This is a genomic window from Erwinia sp. L03-1 (assembly GCF_058686115.1).
Map to the genome: position 1 here is coordinate 3,319,601 of NZ_CM178762.1, position 15,637 is coordinate 3,335,237.

At 57.1% G+C, this 15,637-nt stretch carries 14 protein-coding genes; 9 read left to right on the top strand and 5 right to left on the bottom strand.

The window, feature by feature from the left end; translation table 11 throughout:
- The first annotated feature begins 5 nt into the window (after positions 1 to 5).
- From AC4PCC_RS15360 to AC4PCC_RS15375, 4 genes are all read left to right on the top strand, one after another.
- Positions 6 to 779, top strand: a complete 774-nt coding sequence (locus tag AC4PCC_RS15360) for an SDR family oxidoreductase (RefSeq protein ID WP_492125089.1) — start codon at positions 6 to 8, stop codon at positions 777 to 779.
- Between the two features lie 76 nt (positions 780 to 855).
- A complete protein-coding gene (locus tag AC4PCC_RS15365) occupies positions 856 to 1,713 on the top strand; it encodes a co-chaperone YbbN (RefSeq protein WP_345830985.1) in 858 nt (285 codons plus the stop codon).
- 105 nt (positions 1,714 to 1,818) lie between these two features.
- Positions 1,819 to 2,733: an SPFH domain-containing protein gene (locus tag AC4PCC_RS15370; RefSeq protein ID WP_067705339.1), complete on the top strand. Its 915-nt coding sequence runs from the start codon at positions 1,819 to 1,821 to the stop codon at positions 2,731 to 2,733.
- Complete coding sequence (locus tag AC4PCC_RS15375) at positions 2,733 to 3,218, top strand: NfeD family protein (protein WP_345830983.1); 486 nt, start codon at positions 2,733 to 2,735, stop codon at positions 3,216 to 3,218. Before AC4PCC_RS15370 ends, AC4PCC_RS15375 begins: the two co-directional genes overlap by 1 nt.
- Positions 3,219 to 3,358: 140 nt before the next feature.
- Here the strand turns inward: AC4PCC_RS15375 and cueR are convergent, their stop codons facing one another.
- Positions 3,359 to 3,757 (bottom strand): Cu(I)-responsive transcriptional regulator, encoded by a 399-nt coding sequence (cueR, locus tag AC4PCC_RS15380; protein WP_345830979.1) that lies wholly within the window; start codon positions 3,755 to 3,757, stop codon positions 3,359 to 3,361.
- A 97-nt stretch (positions 3,758 to 3,854) separates the two neighbouring features.
- Between cueR and copA the strand changes: the two genes are divergently transcribed.
- From copA to ybaK, 3 genes are all read left to right on the top strand, one after another.
- Positions 3,855 to 6,365 carry a copper-exporting P-type ATPase CopA gene (gene copA, locus AC4PCC_RS15385; protein WP_492125090.1) on the top strand — a complete coding sequence of 837 codons (2,511 nt, stop codon included), beginning with the start codon at positions 3,855 to 3,857 and terminating at the stop codon, positions 6,363 to 6,365.
- Positions 6,366 to 6,459: 94 nt separating this feature from the next.
- Positions 6,460 to 7,260 carry a TraB/GumN family protein gene (locus AC4PCC_RS15390; RefSeq protein ID WP_492125091.1) on the top strand — a complete coding sequence of 267 codons (801 nt, stop codon included), beginning with the start codon at positions 6,460 to 6,462 and terminating at the stop codon, positions 7,258 to 7,260.
- 187 nt (positions 7,261 to 7,447) lie between these two features.
- Positions 7,448 to 7,930: a Cys-tRNA(Pro)/Cys-tRNA(Cys) deacylase YbaK gene (gene ybaK, locus AC4PCC_RS15395; RefSeq protein ID WP_067705330.1), complete on the top strand. Its 483-nt coding sequence runs from the start codon at positions 7,448 to 7,450 to the stop codon at positions 7,928 to 7,930.
- A gap of 89 nt (positions 7,931 to 8,019) precedes the next feature.
- Here the strand turns inward: ybaK and AC4PCC_RS15400 are convergent, their stop codons facing one another.
- Positions 8,020 to 8,886, bottom strand: coding sequence for a LysR family transcriptional regulator (locus AC4PCC_RS15400; RefSeq protein ID WP_492125092.1), 867 nt, complete (start codon positions 8,884 to 8,886; stop codon positions 8,020 to 8,022).
- A gap of 87 nt (positions 8,887 to 8,973) precedes the next feature.
- Between AC4PCC_RS15400 and AC4PCC_RS15405 the strand changes: the two genes are divergently transcribed.
- Positions 8,974 to 9,405 carry a multidrug/biocide efflux PACE transporter gene (locus AC4PCC_RS15405; protein WP_492125093.1) on the top strand — a complete coding sequence of 144 codons (432 nt, stop codon included), beginning with the start codon at positions 8,974 to 8,976 and terminating at the stop codon, positions 9,403 to 9,405.
- Positions 9,406 to 9,413: 8 nt separating this feature from the next.
- Here AC4PCC_RS15405 and ushA read toward each other — a convergent pair whose 3' ends face one another.
- On the bottom strand, positions 9,414 to 11,129 hold the full coding sequence (gene ushA / locus AC4PCC_RS15410; protein ID WP_492127540.1) for a bifunctional UDP-sugar hydrolase/5'-nucleotidase UshA: 1,716 nt from the start codon (positions 11,127 to 11,129) through the stop codon (positions 9,414 to 9,416).
- Between the two features lie 371 nt (positions 11,130 to 11,500).
- Here ushA and ybaL point away from each other — a divergent pair, with 371 nt between their 5' ends.
- Positions 11,501 to 13,171 carry a YbaL family putative K(+) efflux transporter gene (gene ybaL, locus AC4PCC_RS15415; RefSeq protein WP_492125094.1) on the top strand — a complete coding sequence of 557 codons (1,671 nt, stop codon included), beginning with the start codon at positions 11,501 to 11,503 and terminating at the stop codon, positions 13,169 to 13,171.
- A 36-nt stretch (positions 13,172 to 13,207) separates the two neighbouring features.
- Here ybaL and AC4PCC_RS15420 read toward each other — a convergent pair whose 3' ends face one another.
- The gene (locus AC4PCC_RS15420) at positions 13,208 to 14,512 is read right to left on the bottom strand and encodes an inosine/guanosine kinase (protein WP_067705322.1); all 1,305 of its coding nucleotides are present in this window, start codon (positions 14,510 to 14,512) and stop codon (positions 13,208 to 13,210) included.
- An 84-nt stretch (positions 14,513 to 14,596) separates the two neighbouring features.
- Positions 14,597 to 15,556, bottom strand: coding sequence for a ferrochelatase (gene hemH / locus AC4PCC_RS15425; RefSeq protein ID WP_067705320.1), 960 nt, complete (start codon positions 15,554 to 15,556; stop codon positions 14,597 to 14,599).
- Between the last annotated feature and the right edge of the window lie 81 nt (positions 15,557 to 15,637).

A 15,637-nucleotide genomic window follows, 5' to 3' on the forward strand; every position in this document is an offset into this window, starting at 1 on the left:
ACTCTATGCAAAAAAATATCGTTATTACCGGCTGTTCCAGTGGAATAGGCTTTATCGCTGCCAACGACCTGCTACGTCGTGGCTACCGAATTCTGGCGGCCTGTCGTAAACCCGAGGATGTACAGCGTATGAACGCGCTGGGTTTTACCGGCATCCAGCTCGATCTCAACGACAGTATCAGCGTGGAGCGGGCTGCCGCGGAAATTATCGCGCTGTGCGATAACCGCCTGGATGGGCTCTTTAATAACGGCGGCTATGGCGTGTACGGGCCGCTGGCCTCCATCTCTCGCCAGCAGCTGGAGCAGCAGTTTGCCACCAATCTGTTTGGTACACATCAGCTCACTACGCTTCTGCTGCCCGCGCTGCGCGCCAGCGGCGATGCGCGCATCATTAATACCAGCTCGGTACTGGGGCTGATTTCCACGCCCGGACGCGGTGCCTATGCGGCCAGCAAGTATGCGCTGGAGGCATGGACTGATGCGCTGCGCATGGAGCTGCACGGCAGCGGCATTCGCGTCAGCCTGATTGAACCCGGGCCAATCAGCACCCGCTTTACCGACAACGTTAGCCAGGCCGAGCGCGATAAGCCGGTAAAAAATCCCGGTATTGCCGCACGCTTTACCCTGCCGCCGGAAGCAATATTACCCAGGTTGCGCCATGCTTTGGAGAGCAAACATCCACGGCTGCGCTATCCCGTGACGCTGGTCGCGCACGCCATGACGGTATTACGGCGCTTACTTCCGGGCTGGATACTGGATCGCATTTTGCGCGGGAAGTAGCCTTACGGTGATATCAGGCCTTGAAGCGCACGCGGTCGCCCCAATACAATGAGAAACACTGAAAAGAGACGAATTCATGTCACCACAAGCTAGCATTATTACGATTGACGAAACTAACCTGCAGCAGACGCTTGAGCAGTCTATGCAGGTACCCGTACTGTTCTATTTCTGGTCTGCACGCAGTCAGCACTGTCAGGAATTAACGCCGGTGCTGGAGCGCCTCGCGCAGGAGTATGCCGGGCAGTTTGTCCTGGCAGAGCTGGATTGCGATGCACAACCCGCCGTTGCGCAGCAGTTTGGCCTGCGTTCCATCCCGACCGTTTATCTGTTCCAGAATGGTCAGCCGGTGGATGGATTCCAGGGCCCACAGCCGGAAGAAGCTATCCGCGCGCTGTTGCACAAGGTGCTGCCTAAGGAAGAGGAGCTGAAAGCGCAGGAAGGTATGCGCCTGATGGATGAAGGCAAAGTGCTGGATGCCCTTCCCCTGCTTAAGGAAGCCTGGCAGCTGAGTAATCAGAACAGCGAAATGGGCTTTTTGCTGGCCGAAGCGCTAATAGCCCTCAACCGCAGCGAAGAGGCGGAAGAGGTGCTCAAAGTCGTGCCGCTCCAGGATAAGGACACGCGCTATCAGGGGCTTATTGCGCAAATCGATCTGTTAAAACAGGCCGCCGATACGCCGGAAATTCAGCAGCTCCAGCAGCAGATTGCTTCCCAGCCGGACAACGCTGAGCTGGCAACGCAGCTGGCTTTGCAGCTGCATCAGGTAGGACGCAATGAAGAAGCGCTTGAGCTGCTGTTTGGTCATCTGAAAAAAGATCTCGGCGCGGCTAACGGCCAGGTACGTAAAATATTGCAGGACATCCTTGCGGCGTTGGGCACCGGCGACGCGCTGGCAGCCAGGTATCGCCGCCAGCTTTACTCCCTGCTTTACTGATTGCTTCTGTACCATTAAGAAGCAGCTAACCGCCCGACATGCTGTAGAATGACGGGTACGGGCCGAATGATTCGGCCCTGGCAGCAACAATCCGGAGGTTAATTTATGCTTACTGTTATTCCTGTCATTATCATCCTGGCGTTGATCGTCGTCTGGTCAGGCATCAAAATCGTTCCACAGGGCTATCAGTGGACGGTAGAGCGGTTTGGCCGCTATACCAATACGCTCCAGCCCGGCCTTAACCTGATTGTGCCCTTTATGGACAGAGTAGGCCGTAAAATCAATATGATGGAGCAGGTCCTCGATATTCCTTCGCAGGAAATTATCTCCCGCGATAACGCCAGCGTCACCATTGATGCGGTGTGCTTTATTCAGGTGGTCGATTCTCCTCGCGCCGCCTATGAAGTGAGTAATCTGGAACTGGCAATCATCAATCTGACCATGACCAATATGCGTACCGTGCTCGGTTCAATGGAGCTGGATGAAATGCTGTCACAGCGTGACAACATTAATACCCGCCTGTTACGCATTCTCGACGAGGCCACCAACCCCTGGGGCATCAAAATCACCCGTATTGAGATCCGCGATGTTCGTCCCCCTGCCGAGCTGATCGCCTCAATGAATGCCCAGATGAAAGCCGAACGAACCAAACGCGCGGATATCCTGGAAGCTGAGGGGGTTCGGCAGGCAGCGATCCTGCGCGCCGAAGGGGAAAAGCAGTCGCAAATCCTGAAGGCTGAAGGCGAAAGGCAGTCGGCATTTCTACAGGCGGAAGCGCGTGAAAGAAGCGCCGAAGCGGAGGCGCAGGCGACTAAAATGGTGTCGGAGGCTATCGCCGCGGGTGATATTCAGGCCATCAACTATTTCGTCGCGCAAAAATACACTGATGCGCTGCAAAAAATTGGCACGTCCAGTAACAGCAAGATGGTGCTGATGCCGCTGGAAGCCACCAGCCTGATGGGCTCCATCGCCGGTATTTCTGAGCTACTCAATGAGAGCAAGAAGGATCGGAAAATCTGATGATAAGCGATCTGTTAGCAACACCCTGGGTGATGTGGCTGACGCTGGGCGGTGTCCTGCTGGCGGCCGAAATGCTTGGTGCCAGCGGTTACCTGCTGTGGAGCGGCGTTGCCGCCGTGCTGGTCAGCCTGCTGGTGTGGCTGGTACCACTGCCCTGGGAGTGGCAGGGGATCAGTTTTGCTCTGCTAACAATCCTGTCGGCGCTGTGGTGGAACCACTGGCTGAAAGGTCAGGACCGCAAAAAGCCCATTTCCACCCTCAACCAGCGCGGTAGTCAGCTAATTGGCCGACAGCTGACGCTCGACGAAGCGCTGTCAGATGGTTTTGGGCACGTGCGGATTGGGGACAGTAGCTGGCGCGTTCAGGCTGGGGAAGACTTTCCTGCCGGTACGCCCGTTACCGTGGTTGCCGTAGAAGGTATTACCCTGCGCATAATCAGACGCCCAGCCAATGCTGGAGGGTCGGACACCCGGGTTATACGCTAAACTGGCCTGCCGGGATGCGATGCTGCCAATGCTACATTGCTGCGATACGGCGATGCGGCTGAAGCTAACAGTGCTGCCAATACTGATAATGCTACCCTTGCTGCGATGCTGCCGGTGCTGCTGGATTTGGCCGATGCGGCTTAACGGTGGCAGCAGCCCGCAAGGTTGTTAATAATCGGGCAATCGGCGCTATCATCGCCGGGACAACTCTCTGCCAGGGCCAGCAGGCGCGTACGCATCAGGTTAAGCTCATGGATATGCGACTCAATTTCCGCCACTTTATCCAGCGTACGGGCTTTCACATCCGCACTGTGCCGCTGAGGATTATTGAACAGGCCGATCATTTCACGACACTCCTCAAGATTAAATCCAACCTGCCGTGCCTGTCGCAGCAGCGTGAGCTCCTCAATGTGCTTACTGCTGTAGCTGCGATAGCCATTTTCACTACGCAGCGGAGGTGTTACCAGCCCCTTCTCTTCATAAAAACGGATCGTTTTGCTGGTTAATCCGGTCTTTTTAGCCACATCGCTGATATTCATGGTGTGCTCCTTGACCTTCCCCTTGATGGAAGGTTTACCCTTCTTATCTACTGGAAATTCGTTTTCCGGTCAAACCGAACTATCAGGAGGCTTTACTATGTCACAAACCACTCTGCTAACGCTGGACGGCCTGACCTGTGGCCACTGCGTGAAGCGCGTGAAAGAGTCGCTCGAAAAGCGCGATGATGTTGAACAGGCTGATGTGTCAATTACCGAAGCCCGCATCAGCGGCAGCGCCCGTGCCGACGATCTGATCGCTACCGTTGAGCAGGCGGGTTATCACGCCAGCCTTAACCAGGGCAACGCGCGCCCAAAGCCTGAACCGCTGACAGTAACAGAGACCCAGCCGGAAGCGCTGACAGCGGCCCCTGCAAAGCTTCCGGCACAGGACATCGACAGCTTTCATCTGCTGATTGATGGCATGAGCTGCGCCAGCTGCGTCAGCCGCGTGCAGAACGCGCTGACGCAGGTACAGGGCGTCAGTCAGGCCCGCGTTAACCTTGCCGAACGCAGTGCGCTGGTGATGGGCTCCGTGCCGCCACAGACGCTAATCGACGCGGTTAAAAACGCGGGCTATGCCGCAGAAATCATCGAAGATGACGGCGCGCGACGTGAAAAACAGCAGCAGAAAGCGGAGCAGGCGACGCGACGCTTTCGCTGGCAGGCCATACTGGCCCTGACGCTGGGCATTCCGCTAATGATCTGGGGGATGATCGGCAATAATATGATGCTGACCGCCAGCAACCGCAGCGGCTGGCTGGTGGTCGGTATACTGACGCTGCTGGTGATGATCGTGGCGGGCGGCCACTTCTACCGCAGCGCGGTAAAAAGCCTGCTAAAGGGCACTGCCACCATGGATACGCTGGTGGCGCTGGGTACGGGTGCCGCCTGGCTCTATTCCGTCAGCGTTAACCTCTGGCCCGACGTTTTCCCCCCGCAGGCCAGACATCTTTACTACGAAGCCAGCGCCACCATTATTGGTCTGATTAATCTCGGCCATATGCTGGAGCAGCGCGCACGCCAGCGTGCCTCCCAGGCGCTGGAACGCCTGCTTGACCTTACCCCGCCCACCGCCCGCGTGGTCACCGATGAGGGCGAACAGACCCTTGCACTCAGTGATGTCATGCCGGGAATGATCCTGCGCCTGACCACCGGCGATCGGGTTCCGGTCGACGGTACCATTACCCGTGGCGAGGCCTGGCTGGACGAGGCAATGCTGACCGGTGAAGCCATCCCGCAGCAGAAAGCCAGCGGTGATGCCGTGCATGCCGGTACGGTGGTGCAGGATGGTAGCGTGCTTTTTACCGCCGAAGCGGTCGGGAAAAATACCACCCTGTCGCGCATCATTAATCGCGTTCGCCAGGCCCAGAGCAGCAAGCCGGAAATTGGTCAGATGGCCGATAAAATTTCCGCCATTTTTGTGCCAGTGGTTGTCGCTATCGCCCTGCTGAGCGCGGCGGTGTGGTACGCGGTTGGACCGGCGCCGCAGCTGGTGTATACGCTGGTGATTGCCACCACCGTCCTGATTATCGCCTGCCCCTGCGCGCTGGGCCTGGCCACGCCAATGTCGGTGATTGCGGGCGTGGGCCGGGCTGCTGAGTCTGGCGTGCTGGTACGCGACGCCGATGCGCTACAGCGAGCCAGTACGCTAACGACGCTGGTATTTGATAAAACCGGTACGCTGACCGAAGGCGCACCGCGCGTGGTCGATATCCAGCTGTTTAACGGCGCTTCGCAGCAGCAGGCGTTAAGCTGGGCGGCCGCGCTGGAACAGGGATCGCAGCATCCCCTGGCGAGGGCGGTCCTCGATCGCGCGGGTGATATTCGTCTGCCCGACATCACCCAGTTCCGTACGCTGCCCGGTTTCGGCGTGAGCGGCAATCTCGACGGCGTGCCGATGCTGCTGGGCAATGGCGCACTGATGGCGCAGCAGGAGATTGATATTTCGGCTGTCGACGATCTGATCTCCACGCAGGCCGCCCAGGGCATCACGCCGATACTGCTGGCCGCAGAGGGCAGGCTGACCGCAATGCTGTCAATCCGCGATCCGCTGCGTGCTGAGACGAGCGCGGTGCTGAAACGCCTGCGTCAGGAGGGCTATCAGTTAGTCATGCTGACCGGTGATAATGAGAAAACCGCACGGGCGGTCGCGCGTGAAGCGGGTATCGATCGGGCGATAGCGGGCGTACTGCCCGAGGGAAAAGCGGAGGCTATTCAGCACCTGCAGCAGCAGGGGCATCGGGTGGCGATGATTGGCGATGGGATTAATGATGCCCCGGCGCTGGCCCAGGCTGACGTAGGGATTGCCATGGGCAGCGGCAGCGATGTGGCGATTGAAACAGCGGCCATCACGCTGATGCGCCAGGATTTGAATGCCGTAACGGATGCGCTGGCGATCGCTAAAGCCACGCTGAGAAATATGAAGCAGAATCTGCTGGGCGCCTTTGTTTACAACGCTATTGGTATTCCCATCGCGGCGGGCGTCCTGTATCCGCTAACCGGCACCCTGCTCAGCCCGGTGGTTGCCAGCGTGGCCATGGCGCTCTCGTCCATCACCGTAGTCAGCAACGCAAATCGCCTGATCCGCTATCGTCTGCCCTCCGCGTAATCTCCCTCAGTCCAGTCTGGAAGTGACCCTTTTCTCTGTCGCCCGATACGCTAAACCGTTAGCATAGAATGATAACGGGCAGGAGACAGAGAGCATGGGAAAATTATTGCACCTGATAAGCGCATTCTGGCAGGTGCTGTCGCCGCGCCACTATGCCTATCCGGCACAGGACATCACTCTGGGTGACAGGCAGCTTCACCTGGTGGGCAGTATCCATATGGGAACGCAGGGTATGCTGCCGCTGCCTGCCGTGTTGCAGTCGCGGCTTGCGCAGGCAGACGCGTTAATCGTGGAAGCCGATATTACCGCCGGAGCCTCTCCGTTTACGGAAAGTGAGCGTTGTTCACCCCTGAGCGAACGATTGACCCGCGAGGAATACGCCCGGTTCTGTCGCCTGTGTGACGAGGTCGCCATCTCCCCGGAGGCCGCGGATATTCTGCCTGCCTGGCAGGTCGCGCTGATGTTACAGGCCCAGCAGGCGCAGATTCTCGGCCTGCGGGCCGACTACGGCATTGATTTTCAACTACTTAATGCGGCGAAAAAGCAGGAAAAGCGGGTCATTGAGCTGGAAGGTCCGGAAACTCAGCTGGCCCTGCTGCGCGCGCTGCCCGATAATGGCCTGTCCCTGTTACAGGACACGCTAACACACTGGCAGACTAACGCACGTCTGTTGCAGACGATGATCGGCTGGTGGCTTGAATCGCCGCCGCGTACCGGTCAGTCCCAGCTTCCCGGGACGTTTAACAGCGCCCTGAATGACGTTCTGATGCTACAGCGTAATCAGCGCTGGAATGACGCGCTCAGGGCGCTGCCTGCTGGGAAATATGTCGTTGCGGTGGGGGCCCTGCATCTTTATGGTGAGGGAAATCTGCCCGATTTATTGAATCAGAGATAAAAAAAAGGGCCAATATTATTATCGGCCCGTCAATAAGGAAGTTTTTATGATTTTAGTTATTCACTGACAATCAGGTTGTCGGTGAGGGGCGAATTGTCGCTTAAAGCCTGGTTTTTCGCCACCATTATTGTTAATTAATTAATTAGCCGCAACCTGTAGCGACTGGCACGCATTAAGGACGGGATCAATGACGCCTGCAATAAAACTTCTCGAAAAACAAAAGGTCACCTTTTCTCTGCACGCTTACGAGCATGATGCGGGTGAATCGAACTTTGGTGATGAAGCGGTACGTAAACTCAATCTTGATGCTAACCGGGTTTATAAAACGCTGCTGGTTGCGCTGAATGGCGATAACAAAACGCTGGCGGTAGCGGTTACGCCGGTGGCGGGAAAGCTGGACTTGAAGCTGGTCGCCCGGGCATTAGGTGCAAAAAAAGTGGAGATGGCCGATCCTCAGATCGCGCAGCGCACTACCGGTTATCTGCTCGGGGGGATCAGCCCGCTGGGTCAGAAGAAGCGCCTGCCTACCGTTATTGATGCGCCCGCACGGCAGTTTGCCACCATTTTTGTGTCCGGCGGCAAGCGCGGATTAGACATTGAGCTTGCCCCGGCGGATCTGGCTGGGCAGCTGAACGCCAGCTTCGCCGATATTTCCCGACGCGATGAGTAGCCAGGTGCCAGGGAGGGAACCCCGCGGCATCTGCGTTATGCAGGGCACAACCGGGACAGGCAAAATGTCAGGGTATTATGCGCAGATATTTAGCCCGCCTGCTGGGCCATGAGCTGGTCGAGCATCCAGCGTCCTGCCGGTCCCGGTGGCGTTCGTCGGGACCAGCAGGCATCCACCGAAATCTTCCTTGGCCAACCTTTAACCGGCAGCTCAAGTAAGAGCTGATGACCAAATTGCTCTACCATCCAGCGCGGCAAAACGCTCCAGCCAAACCCCTGCTCGGCCATCTCCAGCAGCAGCAGGTAAGATGGCGCGGTCCAGACTTTACCAGGCTGATAATGTTCCTTTTCAATCCAGGTATTCAGGCTGAGCTGACGCATCTCCCTCAATTCCTCTTCATTGACCAACGACTGTTGTGCCAGCGGATTGTCCTGATGCAGAAAGATGCCCATTTCTGCCTCTACCTGCAGGCGGGAGGTGGCGATCTCCGGTGGGTACTCTGGCTGCACGCGGATCACGCCAATATGTGCCCTGCCCGTTTGCAGCAGATCTATCACATCGTCATCTTCAGCGATCATGCATTCAAATTCGATATTGGGGTAGCGAGCGGCAAAGCGCTTTAGCAGTGACTCATGATAATCCGCCTGCCAGAAATCAGAAATAGCCATACTGAGGCAGGGCTCTACCTCTCCTGCCAGCCTGACGGCCAGCTCATCCAGCTTCCCGCTGGCAGAGAGGATTTCCCGGACCTGTGCCAGCGCCCGCTTACCGTTGTCGGTAAGCACCGGCGAACGTCCCTCCCGACTGAATAACGCAAAACCTAAGTCGGCCTCAAGATTCGCCACGGCGGTGCTAATGGTTGACTGGCTTTTACGCAGGGCGCGCGCGGCGGCCGAAAAGGAGCCGCTCTCGACGGTCTGCACAAAAGCTTCCAATGATTCCGGTGAATAACGCATTAATGTATCGCTTTTATCGATGCTTTCTAATTTCATCTTATCAGATGGACGACGGAAAATGGCGCTCATATCAAATAAGGAGCAACTATGCGTCACTGGACGTTGAAAGAACGTTTTTTCCATGCCGTAGGTTATGAAGGTCTGGCACTTATGCTGGTCGCCCCGGTGGCGGCGTGGGCGCTGGACAAACCCCTGTTTCAGATGGGCGCGCTGGCAATTGTGCTTTCGACCCTGGCGATGGTCTGGAACATGGTTTATAACGCCGTTTTCGACAGGCTGTTCCCGCGAGAGAGCGTTAAAAGGGGCCTGCCGCTGCGCATCGTGCAGGCCGTGGGCTTTGAAGGCGGGTTTATCGCCATTGGCCTGCCGGTTGCCGCCTTTATGCTGGAGACAAGCCTGAAGCAGGCCTTTATGATTGAGATCGCCTTTTTCCTGTTTTATCTGCCCTATACCCTCTTCTATAACTGGCTATACGATACGCTGCGTAAGCGCTGGGTCGGGCGCAGAGCCTGCTATTAAAACCGGGCCTACTCCAGCATCGCCGTCAGAAAGGTCGGCAGTCGCCACTTTTTCGGCTTATCTGACGGCTGTGCAGGGGGCGCATTTTCTGCCTTGTGGACAATCTCGCCTTTTGGTTCATACGCTGCGGCGTCAAGCGGTGAATGGCTCTGGATATACTCTTTTAACACTTCGGCATCGACAAAACCGGTATTCACGTAGCCCGGTAACTTGTCTATGGCCGGGTAGCCATCCCCGCCCGACGCGTTAAAACTCAGGGTGGTCATACGGTAAGTTTTGTCGGCTTCCAGCGGCTGGCCTTTGATTGTGATCTGGCTGACGCCCGTGCCGTCGGCAACCAGGCTAACGTTGGCAAACTGCGCGTAGCCGCCTGAATCCGGTTTGATATTCGCCACCACCGCCAGATATTTTTCAACGTCACGCCCTTTCATCTCCACCCAGGTCAGCGTGTTGCCGAACGGCTGTACCTTCAGCACATCCTTATAGGTCAGGGTGCCCGACTCAATAGAGTCACGCACGCCCCCGCCGCTCATCACTGCAAAATCGGCGCCGGTGCGAGCTATCTGCGAGGCCAGCATCAGCCTGGCCAGGTTTGTCTGTACAAAGCGAACCTTGCTGCGATCCCCCTCGAAGTGCCCGTTTGCACTGCCAATTTTCACCCCAAGCTGCGCCTCGCCCTTTTTCTGGAAGGGGGTAAGCAGCTTCATCATGGCAGGATTTTTCGCAATCTCCGGGGTGTAGTTAATCCAGCTGGTGCTGCCGTCGGCATTGGCGACCTTATGCTTCAGATTGATCGGCACCAGCTCATAGTGTTCAAGCGTCAGCGTGCCGTTAAGAAAGCTAAAGTCTGCACGACCAATGTATTTGCCCCATTCGTGCGCCTGGACAATCCAGGTGCCGTTTTGCTTATCGGGCTGACAGGGCGTACCCGGCACGTAATCGACCTGCCTGACGTTGGGCTTCGCCATACACACCGGATTCTGCGAGTGGCCGCCTACAATCAGGTCCAGATAGCCTGCCGGAAGCGCCCGGGCCATCTCCACATCGCCCGGCGCGTTAGAACCGTGCTGCCCGTTGTCGTAATGTCCCATATGGGTGGCGGCAATAATCACGTCCGGCTTCTCTTTACTTCGCAGCGTCTCAACCACGGCCTTAGCCTCGGTAGCGGGTGGGCGAAATTCCATGTCGGTGAAATACGCCGGGTTACCGATTTTGGCGGTGTCATCGGTGGTCAGCCCAATGACCGCGATTTTCAGCCCCATGCGGTTAAACAGCGCATAGGGCTGGAAAAGGCGTGTTCCGGTACTTTTTTGATAAATATTGGCGGAAAGAAGCGGGAATTTTGCCCACTTTTGCTGCTGGCGCAGGACGGAGAGCGGGTTATCGAATTCATGATTGCCAATCGCCATCGCATCATAGCCAATCAGATTCATGCCGCGAAAATCAGGTTCGGCATCCTGAAGATCGGATTCCGGCACGCCGGTGTTGATGTCACCGCCGGAGAGGATCAGTACCTGTCCGCCGTGGGCCTGCACATCGTAGCGGATCTGATCCATCATGGTTTTCTGCGCTGCCAGCCCATACTGATCGTGTTCATCCGGCCAGAAATGTCCATGGTGATCGTTGGTGTGAAGGACGGTGAACTTATAGACGCGATCTTTTACCCAGGCCTGTGCCGGGAGTGATACGCACAGAATCGTTAGCGTTAGCGCTAATGGCGTCAGCGTTGTTCTTAAGAGTGATGGCACAGTGAATTCTCCTTGTTAAATAAGTGATCGGACCTTGCTGATTATTATCCATTGCGACCCATGCATACCGGCCTCTGTCTCACAAAACCTTAAACACGCGAATTTTGGGCAGCTAACTTGCCTCTCTTTCTCTTAACCGGGCGGTATGATTGCCCGCCGGTTACGAAATCCCAATGAGAAATCAGCCGCATAAGGATCAAAATAACAGAAAAACGCTTTATGCACTTTTTCAGGTCGGTGAGCGATTTTTTCCCTGATTAAAGTCGATTAAACCGCGATAAAAATATCATTATATCTTACAATCATTAATTACAAGTGGATACATTTGCATACATAAGGAGGAGAGCATGCACCACACTACCCCGCTTATCACCACCCTTGTGGGAGGCCTGGTTCTGGCCTTTATTTTCGGTATGCTGGCCAACCGGTTAAGAATCTCTCCGCTGGTAGGCTATCTGCTGGCGGGCGTGTGCGCCGGTCCCTTTACGCCTGGCTACGTGGCCGACCAGAATCTGGCCCCGGAGCTGGCCGAGCTGGGCGTCATACTACTGATGTTCGGCGTCGGGCTGCATTTCTCTCTGAAAGACCTGATGGCGGTCAAAGCCATCGCCATCCCTGGCGCGATCGCGCAGATCGCCGTTGCCACGCTGCTCGGCATGGGGCTGTCAACGGTGATGGGCTGGCCCTGGCTGACCGGGCTGGTCTTTGGACTCTGCCTCTCCACGGCCAGTACGGTGGTGCTGCTGCGCGCGCTGGAGGACAGGCAGATGATTGACAGTCAGCGCGGGCAAATCGCCATTGGCTGGCTGATTGTTGAGGATCTGGTGATGGTGCTGGCGCTGGTACTGCTGCCCGCCATTGCAGGGATGTTTGAACAAGGTAGCGCCAGCCTGGGTCTGGTGCTGCTTGATCTGCTGATTGCCATCGGCAAGGTGGCGGCCTTTATGGTGCTGATGATGGTGGTCGGCCGCCGGGTGGTGCCATGGATCCTGGCGCGCAGCGCAGCCACCGGCTCGCGGGAGCTTTTCACCCTCTCGGTGCTGGCGCTGGCGCTGGGAATTGCCTTTGGCGCCGTTGAATTTTTCGACGTCTCGTTCGCGCTGGGTGCGTTCTTCGCCGGTATGGTGCTGAATGAGTCTGAACTCAGCCATCGCGCCGCGCACGATACGCTGCCGCTGCGGGACGCCTTTGCCGTGCTGTTCTTTGTTTCCGTCGGCATGCTGTTTGACCCGACCATCCTGCTGAAGGCACCGCTGGCCGTCCTGGGCGTGCTGGCGATTATTGTGCTGGGTAAATCGGTGGCGGCGCTGGCGCTGGTTCGCCTGTTTGGCCATTCGCTGCGCACCGCCCTGACAATCTCCGTCAGCCTGGCGCAGATCGGAGAGTTCGCCTTTATTCTCGCCGGGCTGGGGATTTCACTCAATCTGCTGCCTGAAGAGGGGCGTAATCTGGTGCTGGCCGGCGCGATCCTCTCGATCATGCTTAATCCGATCCTTTTTGCCCTGCTGCAACGTTACCTGGATAAAGCGGATGCCCGCCAGCAGCAGGACGCGACAGTAGAAGAGGAGCAGCTGCCGCTGGATATCTGCCATCATGCCATCGTGGTGGGCTTTGGCCGGGTCGGCAGCCTGCTGGGTCGGCGGCTGATTGAACAGGGCATTCCCATTGTAGTGGTGGAGAATAGCCGCAGCCGGGTGGAAGCGCTCAGGGAGCAGGGAATTCTGGCGGTATTGGGGAACGCCGCGCGCGCCGAAACGATGGATCTGGCCTCTCTGGCATGCGCGCGCTGGCTGCTGCTGACCATACCCAATGGCTATGAGGCGGGTGAAATTGTCACGGCGGCGCGGCAAAAGCACCCCAGCATTGAAATTATCGCCCGCGCCCACTATGACGATGAGGTGGATTATATCACCGAGCGCGGGGCGAACGAGGTGGTGATGGGAGAACGGGAAATCGCCAGCAGCATGCTCCAACTGATGCAGATCGCACCCGCCATACCCCCGTCCCGCCCGGTATAACCGGTTGGGCTCCCCCCTCGCAGGGTAGCCCACGCGTTACCGGTCCCAGTAGGACTCTTCCAGGCTGTCTTCCCGCTCGGGAAGACCTCGCGTCAGACGAGGTGAATGCTGGTTCAGTACCTGATAGCTGACCCGGTTGGCATATTTGCATACCTGCGCCAGAGAGGAGTAGGTCAGATACTCCCGCCCGTGCTTACTGGAGTTAGGTACGTTTGAACGGTGATAGTTATTGGCGGTGATATCGTGCAGCAGCGCCGCAAGCGCGCCATCACCCGCGCCGTTGGTATTCATGATTTTTTCTGGCCCGCCCATATAAGGGGCGATATGAGAAAATATTCTGGCGGGCTGCTGGCAGTCCTGATGCCGCATCGCGCGGCTGAACTCATACTGGTTAAACTCCGGGATCGCCCCCGGCAGAAGAGGATGCTGCGTTTTACGTTTCCCTTCGTCTTCGGTAAAGCCAGCCATATACAGCCCGTGCGGCCCGGCGGTGCAGAGAACCAGATCCACCCAGTCCAGCGCCATATTGGCCGCCTGAAGCGGATCGCTGAGACCGGTCAGCGCCTCGGCTTCCTCTTCATTCATCGCCACGATGGAGACATGCTCGCGCAGGAATGCCCGCCAGAACTCAGGATTATCCCCAATCACGTATTTGGTTCCCAGCGTCAGCACCACCGGCACGTTATGCTTTTTCGCAAAGGCAATGGCCTGCATGGTGGCATCCGGCATCGGCTCGCCCGGCTTACAGCGGATCAGATAGGAGGTCAGCACCAGCGCGGATGCCCCGGCAATCACCTCTTCGGGAATACTTTCCCGGTTTAGCTGGTTCATCATCCCCGGGCTGATGGCAAAGGTTCGCTCACCGCGATCGCCAATCAGCGTAAAGCAGCGCCCAATCGCGCCTTCCACGCCCTGGAGATAGTTCAGGTCGGTACGGCTGGAGGTATTGCACAGATAGCGATAGGCGTAGCCGCCAATCTGCACGTTGCTGCACATCACGCCCAGCAGCACCGAGCGGTCGTCTGCCAGCACCGAGTAATTGTGCAGCGTGTTGCCGATGGTTCCCCCGGCAAACTGATGGGTAATCAGATTTTCCTTCATCAGCTCGTGATAAAGCGCTTCGGCTACGTCATCCTCAATCACCAGCGAGTGCCCGCTACTCAGCCCGAAACGACGGATAAAGTCATCATCGACTTTGGCTTCAATATCCACCAGCGTCTGGTCTATGCCGACGATCCAGCTGGTGGCAACGTCGCTTTCGGGCAGCGTTTGTTGAAGTAGAGGGTCACGGGCGCTTACGGGAAAATAGTGTTTAGATTTACGCTTGCCGGGAAATTTCATCGTTCAAAATTCAGAAAGGGGTCAGGCGGGGAAGGATAACACAGGGATGCCCGACAGCGCGCGCATCCCCGTTACTCAAACCGGTTACAGGTGTTCGTTAACCAGTTCAACCATCATATCAATATGCAGTGCATCAGCGTTAAGCGCAGGAATATAGTTAAAACTTTTGCCGCCTGCGTGCATAAAGATTTCGCAGTTCTCTTCGCTGATCTCTTCCAGCGTTTCCAGACAGTCGGAAGAAAAGCCCGGGCTCATCACCTGCACGGATTCAATGCCCTTACCCGGTAGCGACTTCATGGTTTCATCGGTATAAGGCGTCAGCCAGGGTTCCCGGCCAAAACGTGACTGGAAGGTCAGCATCGCATTCTTATCGGTCAGCCCCAGCGCGGTCTTCAGCGCCTCGAAGGTGGCGTAACAGCGCTGAGGATAGTCATCGCCCTGATCGGCAAAGCGTTGCGGAATACCGTGGAAAGACGTCACCAGCAGATCCGGCTGGCCGTGGGTGGCAAAGGACTTCTCAACGGAGGCCTTCAGCGCGGCAATATAGGCCGGATGTTCGGCGTAATCACGGATAAAGTGTACCGATGGCAGGCTGCGGTAGCCGGCAAAAACCTCAGTAATACCGTCCCACACGGCGGCCACCGTTGAACAGGAGAATTGTGGATAGAGCGGCAGCACAATCAGGCGGGTGACGCCCTGCGCCATCAGGCTGTCGAGCGCGGATTTCAGGCTCGGGCTGCCGTAGCTCATACCCAGTTCTACCGGCATATCCACGCGCGCGGCCAGCGCCTCCCGCTGCCGTTTGCTGTAAACCATCAGCGGCGAGCCCTCATCCATCCACACCGATGCGTAGAGTTTGGCGACGCGTGGCGATCGGATCGGCAAAATAGCGCCGTTGAGGATCGGCCACCACAGCCAGCGTGGGGTATCCACGACGCGTTTATCACTGAGGAATTGTTTCAGGTAGCGTTTCACTGCGGGGGTAGTCGGCGCATCGGGTGTGCCAAGGTTCACCAGCAGCACGCCGGGTTTTTCTTGCCTCATTGTTATTCCTTATCAGGGCAGCTGTGGAGAAGAAAACAAGGCTTATTCTAGCGGAAAAATGCGGGGTGAGAACCAATTGCT

Bases quoted from the DNA above. Each gene is read 5' to 3' on its own strand.
- AC4PCC_RS15360 (WP_492125089.1), top strand. From the start codon at position 6: ATGCAAAAAAATATCGTTATTACCGGCTGTTCCAGTGGAATAGGCTTT.
- AC4PCC_RS15365 (WP_345830985.1), top strand. From the start codon at position 856: ATGTCACCACAAGCTAGCATTATTACGATTGACGAAACTAACCTGCAG.
- AC4PCC_RS15370 (WP_067705339.1), top strand. From the start codon at position 1,819: ATGCTTACTGTTATTCCTGTCATTATCATCCTGGCGTTGATCGTCGTC.
- AC4PCC_RS15375 (WP_345830983.1), top strand. From the start codon at position 2,733: ATGATAAGCGATCTGTTAGCAACACCCTGGGTGATGTGGCTGACGCTG.
- cueR (WP_345830979.1), bottom strand. From the start codon at position 3,757: ATGAATATCAGCGATGTGGCTAAAAAGACCGGATTAACCAGCAAAACG.
- copA (WP_492125090.1), top strand. From the start codon at position 3,855: ATGTCACAAACCACTCTGCTAACGCTGGACGGCCTGACCTGTGGCCAC.
- AC4PCC_RS15390 (WP_492125091.1), top strand. From the start codon at position 6,460: ATGGGAAAATTATTGCACCTGATAAGCGCATTCTGGCAGGTGCTGTCG.
- ybaK (WP_067705330.1), top strand. From the start codon at position 7,448: ATGACGCCTGCAATAAAACTTCTCGAAAAACAAAAGGTCACCTTTTCT.
- AC4PCC_RS15400 (WP_492125092.1), bottom strand. From the start codon at position 8,886: ATGCGTTATTCACCGGAATCATTGGAAGCTTTTGTGCAGACCGTCGAG.
- AC4PCC_RS15405 (WP_492125093.1), top strand. From the start codon at position 8,974: ATGCGTCACTGGACGTTGAAAGAACGTTTTTTCCATGCCGTAGGTTAT.
- ybaL (WP_492125094.1), top strand. From the start codon at position 11,501: ATGCACCACACTACCCCGCTTATCACCACCCTTGTGGGAGGCCTGGTT.
- AC4PCC_RS15420 (WP_067705322.1), bottom strand. From the start codon at position 14,512: ATGAAATTTCCCGGCAAGCGTAAATCTAAACACTATTTTCCCGTAAGC.
- hemH (WP_067705320.1), bottom strand. From the start codon at position 15,556: ATGAGGCAAGAAAAACCCGGCGTGCTGCTGGTGAACCTTGGCACACCC.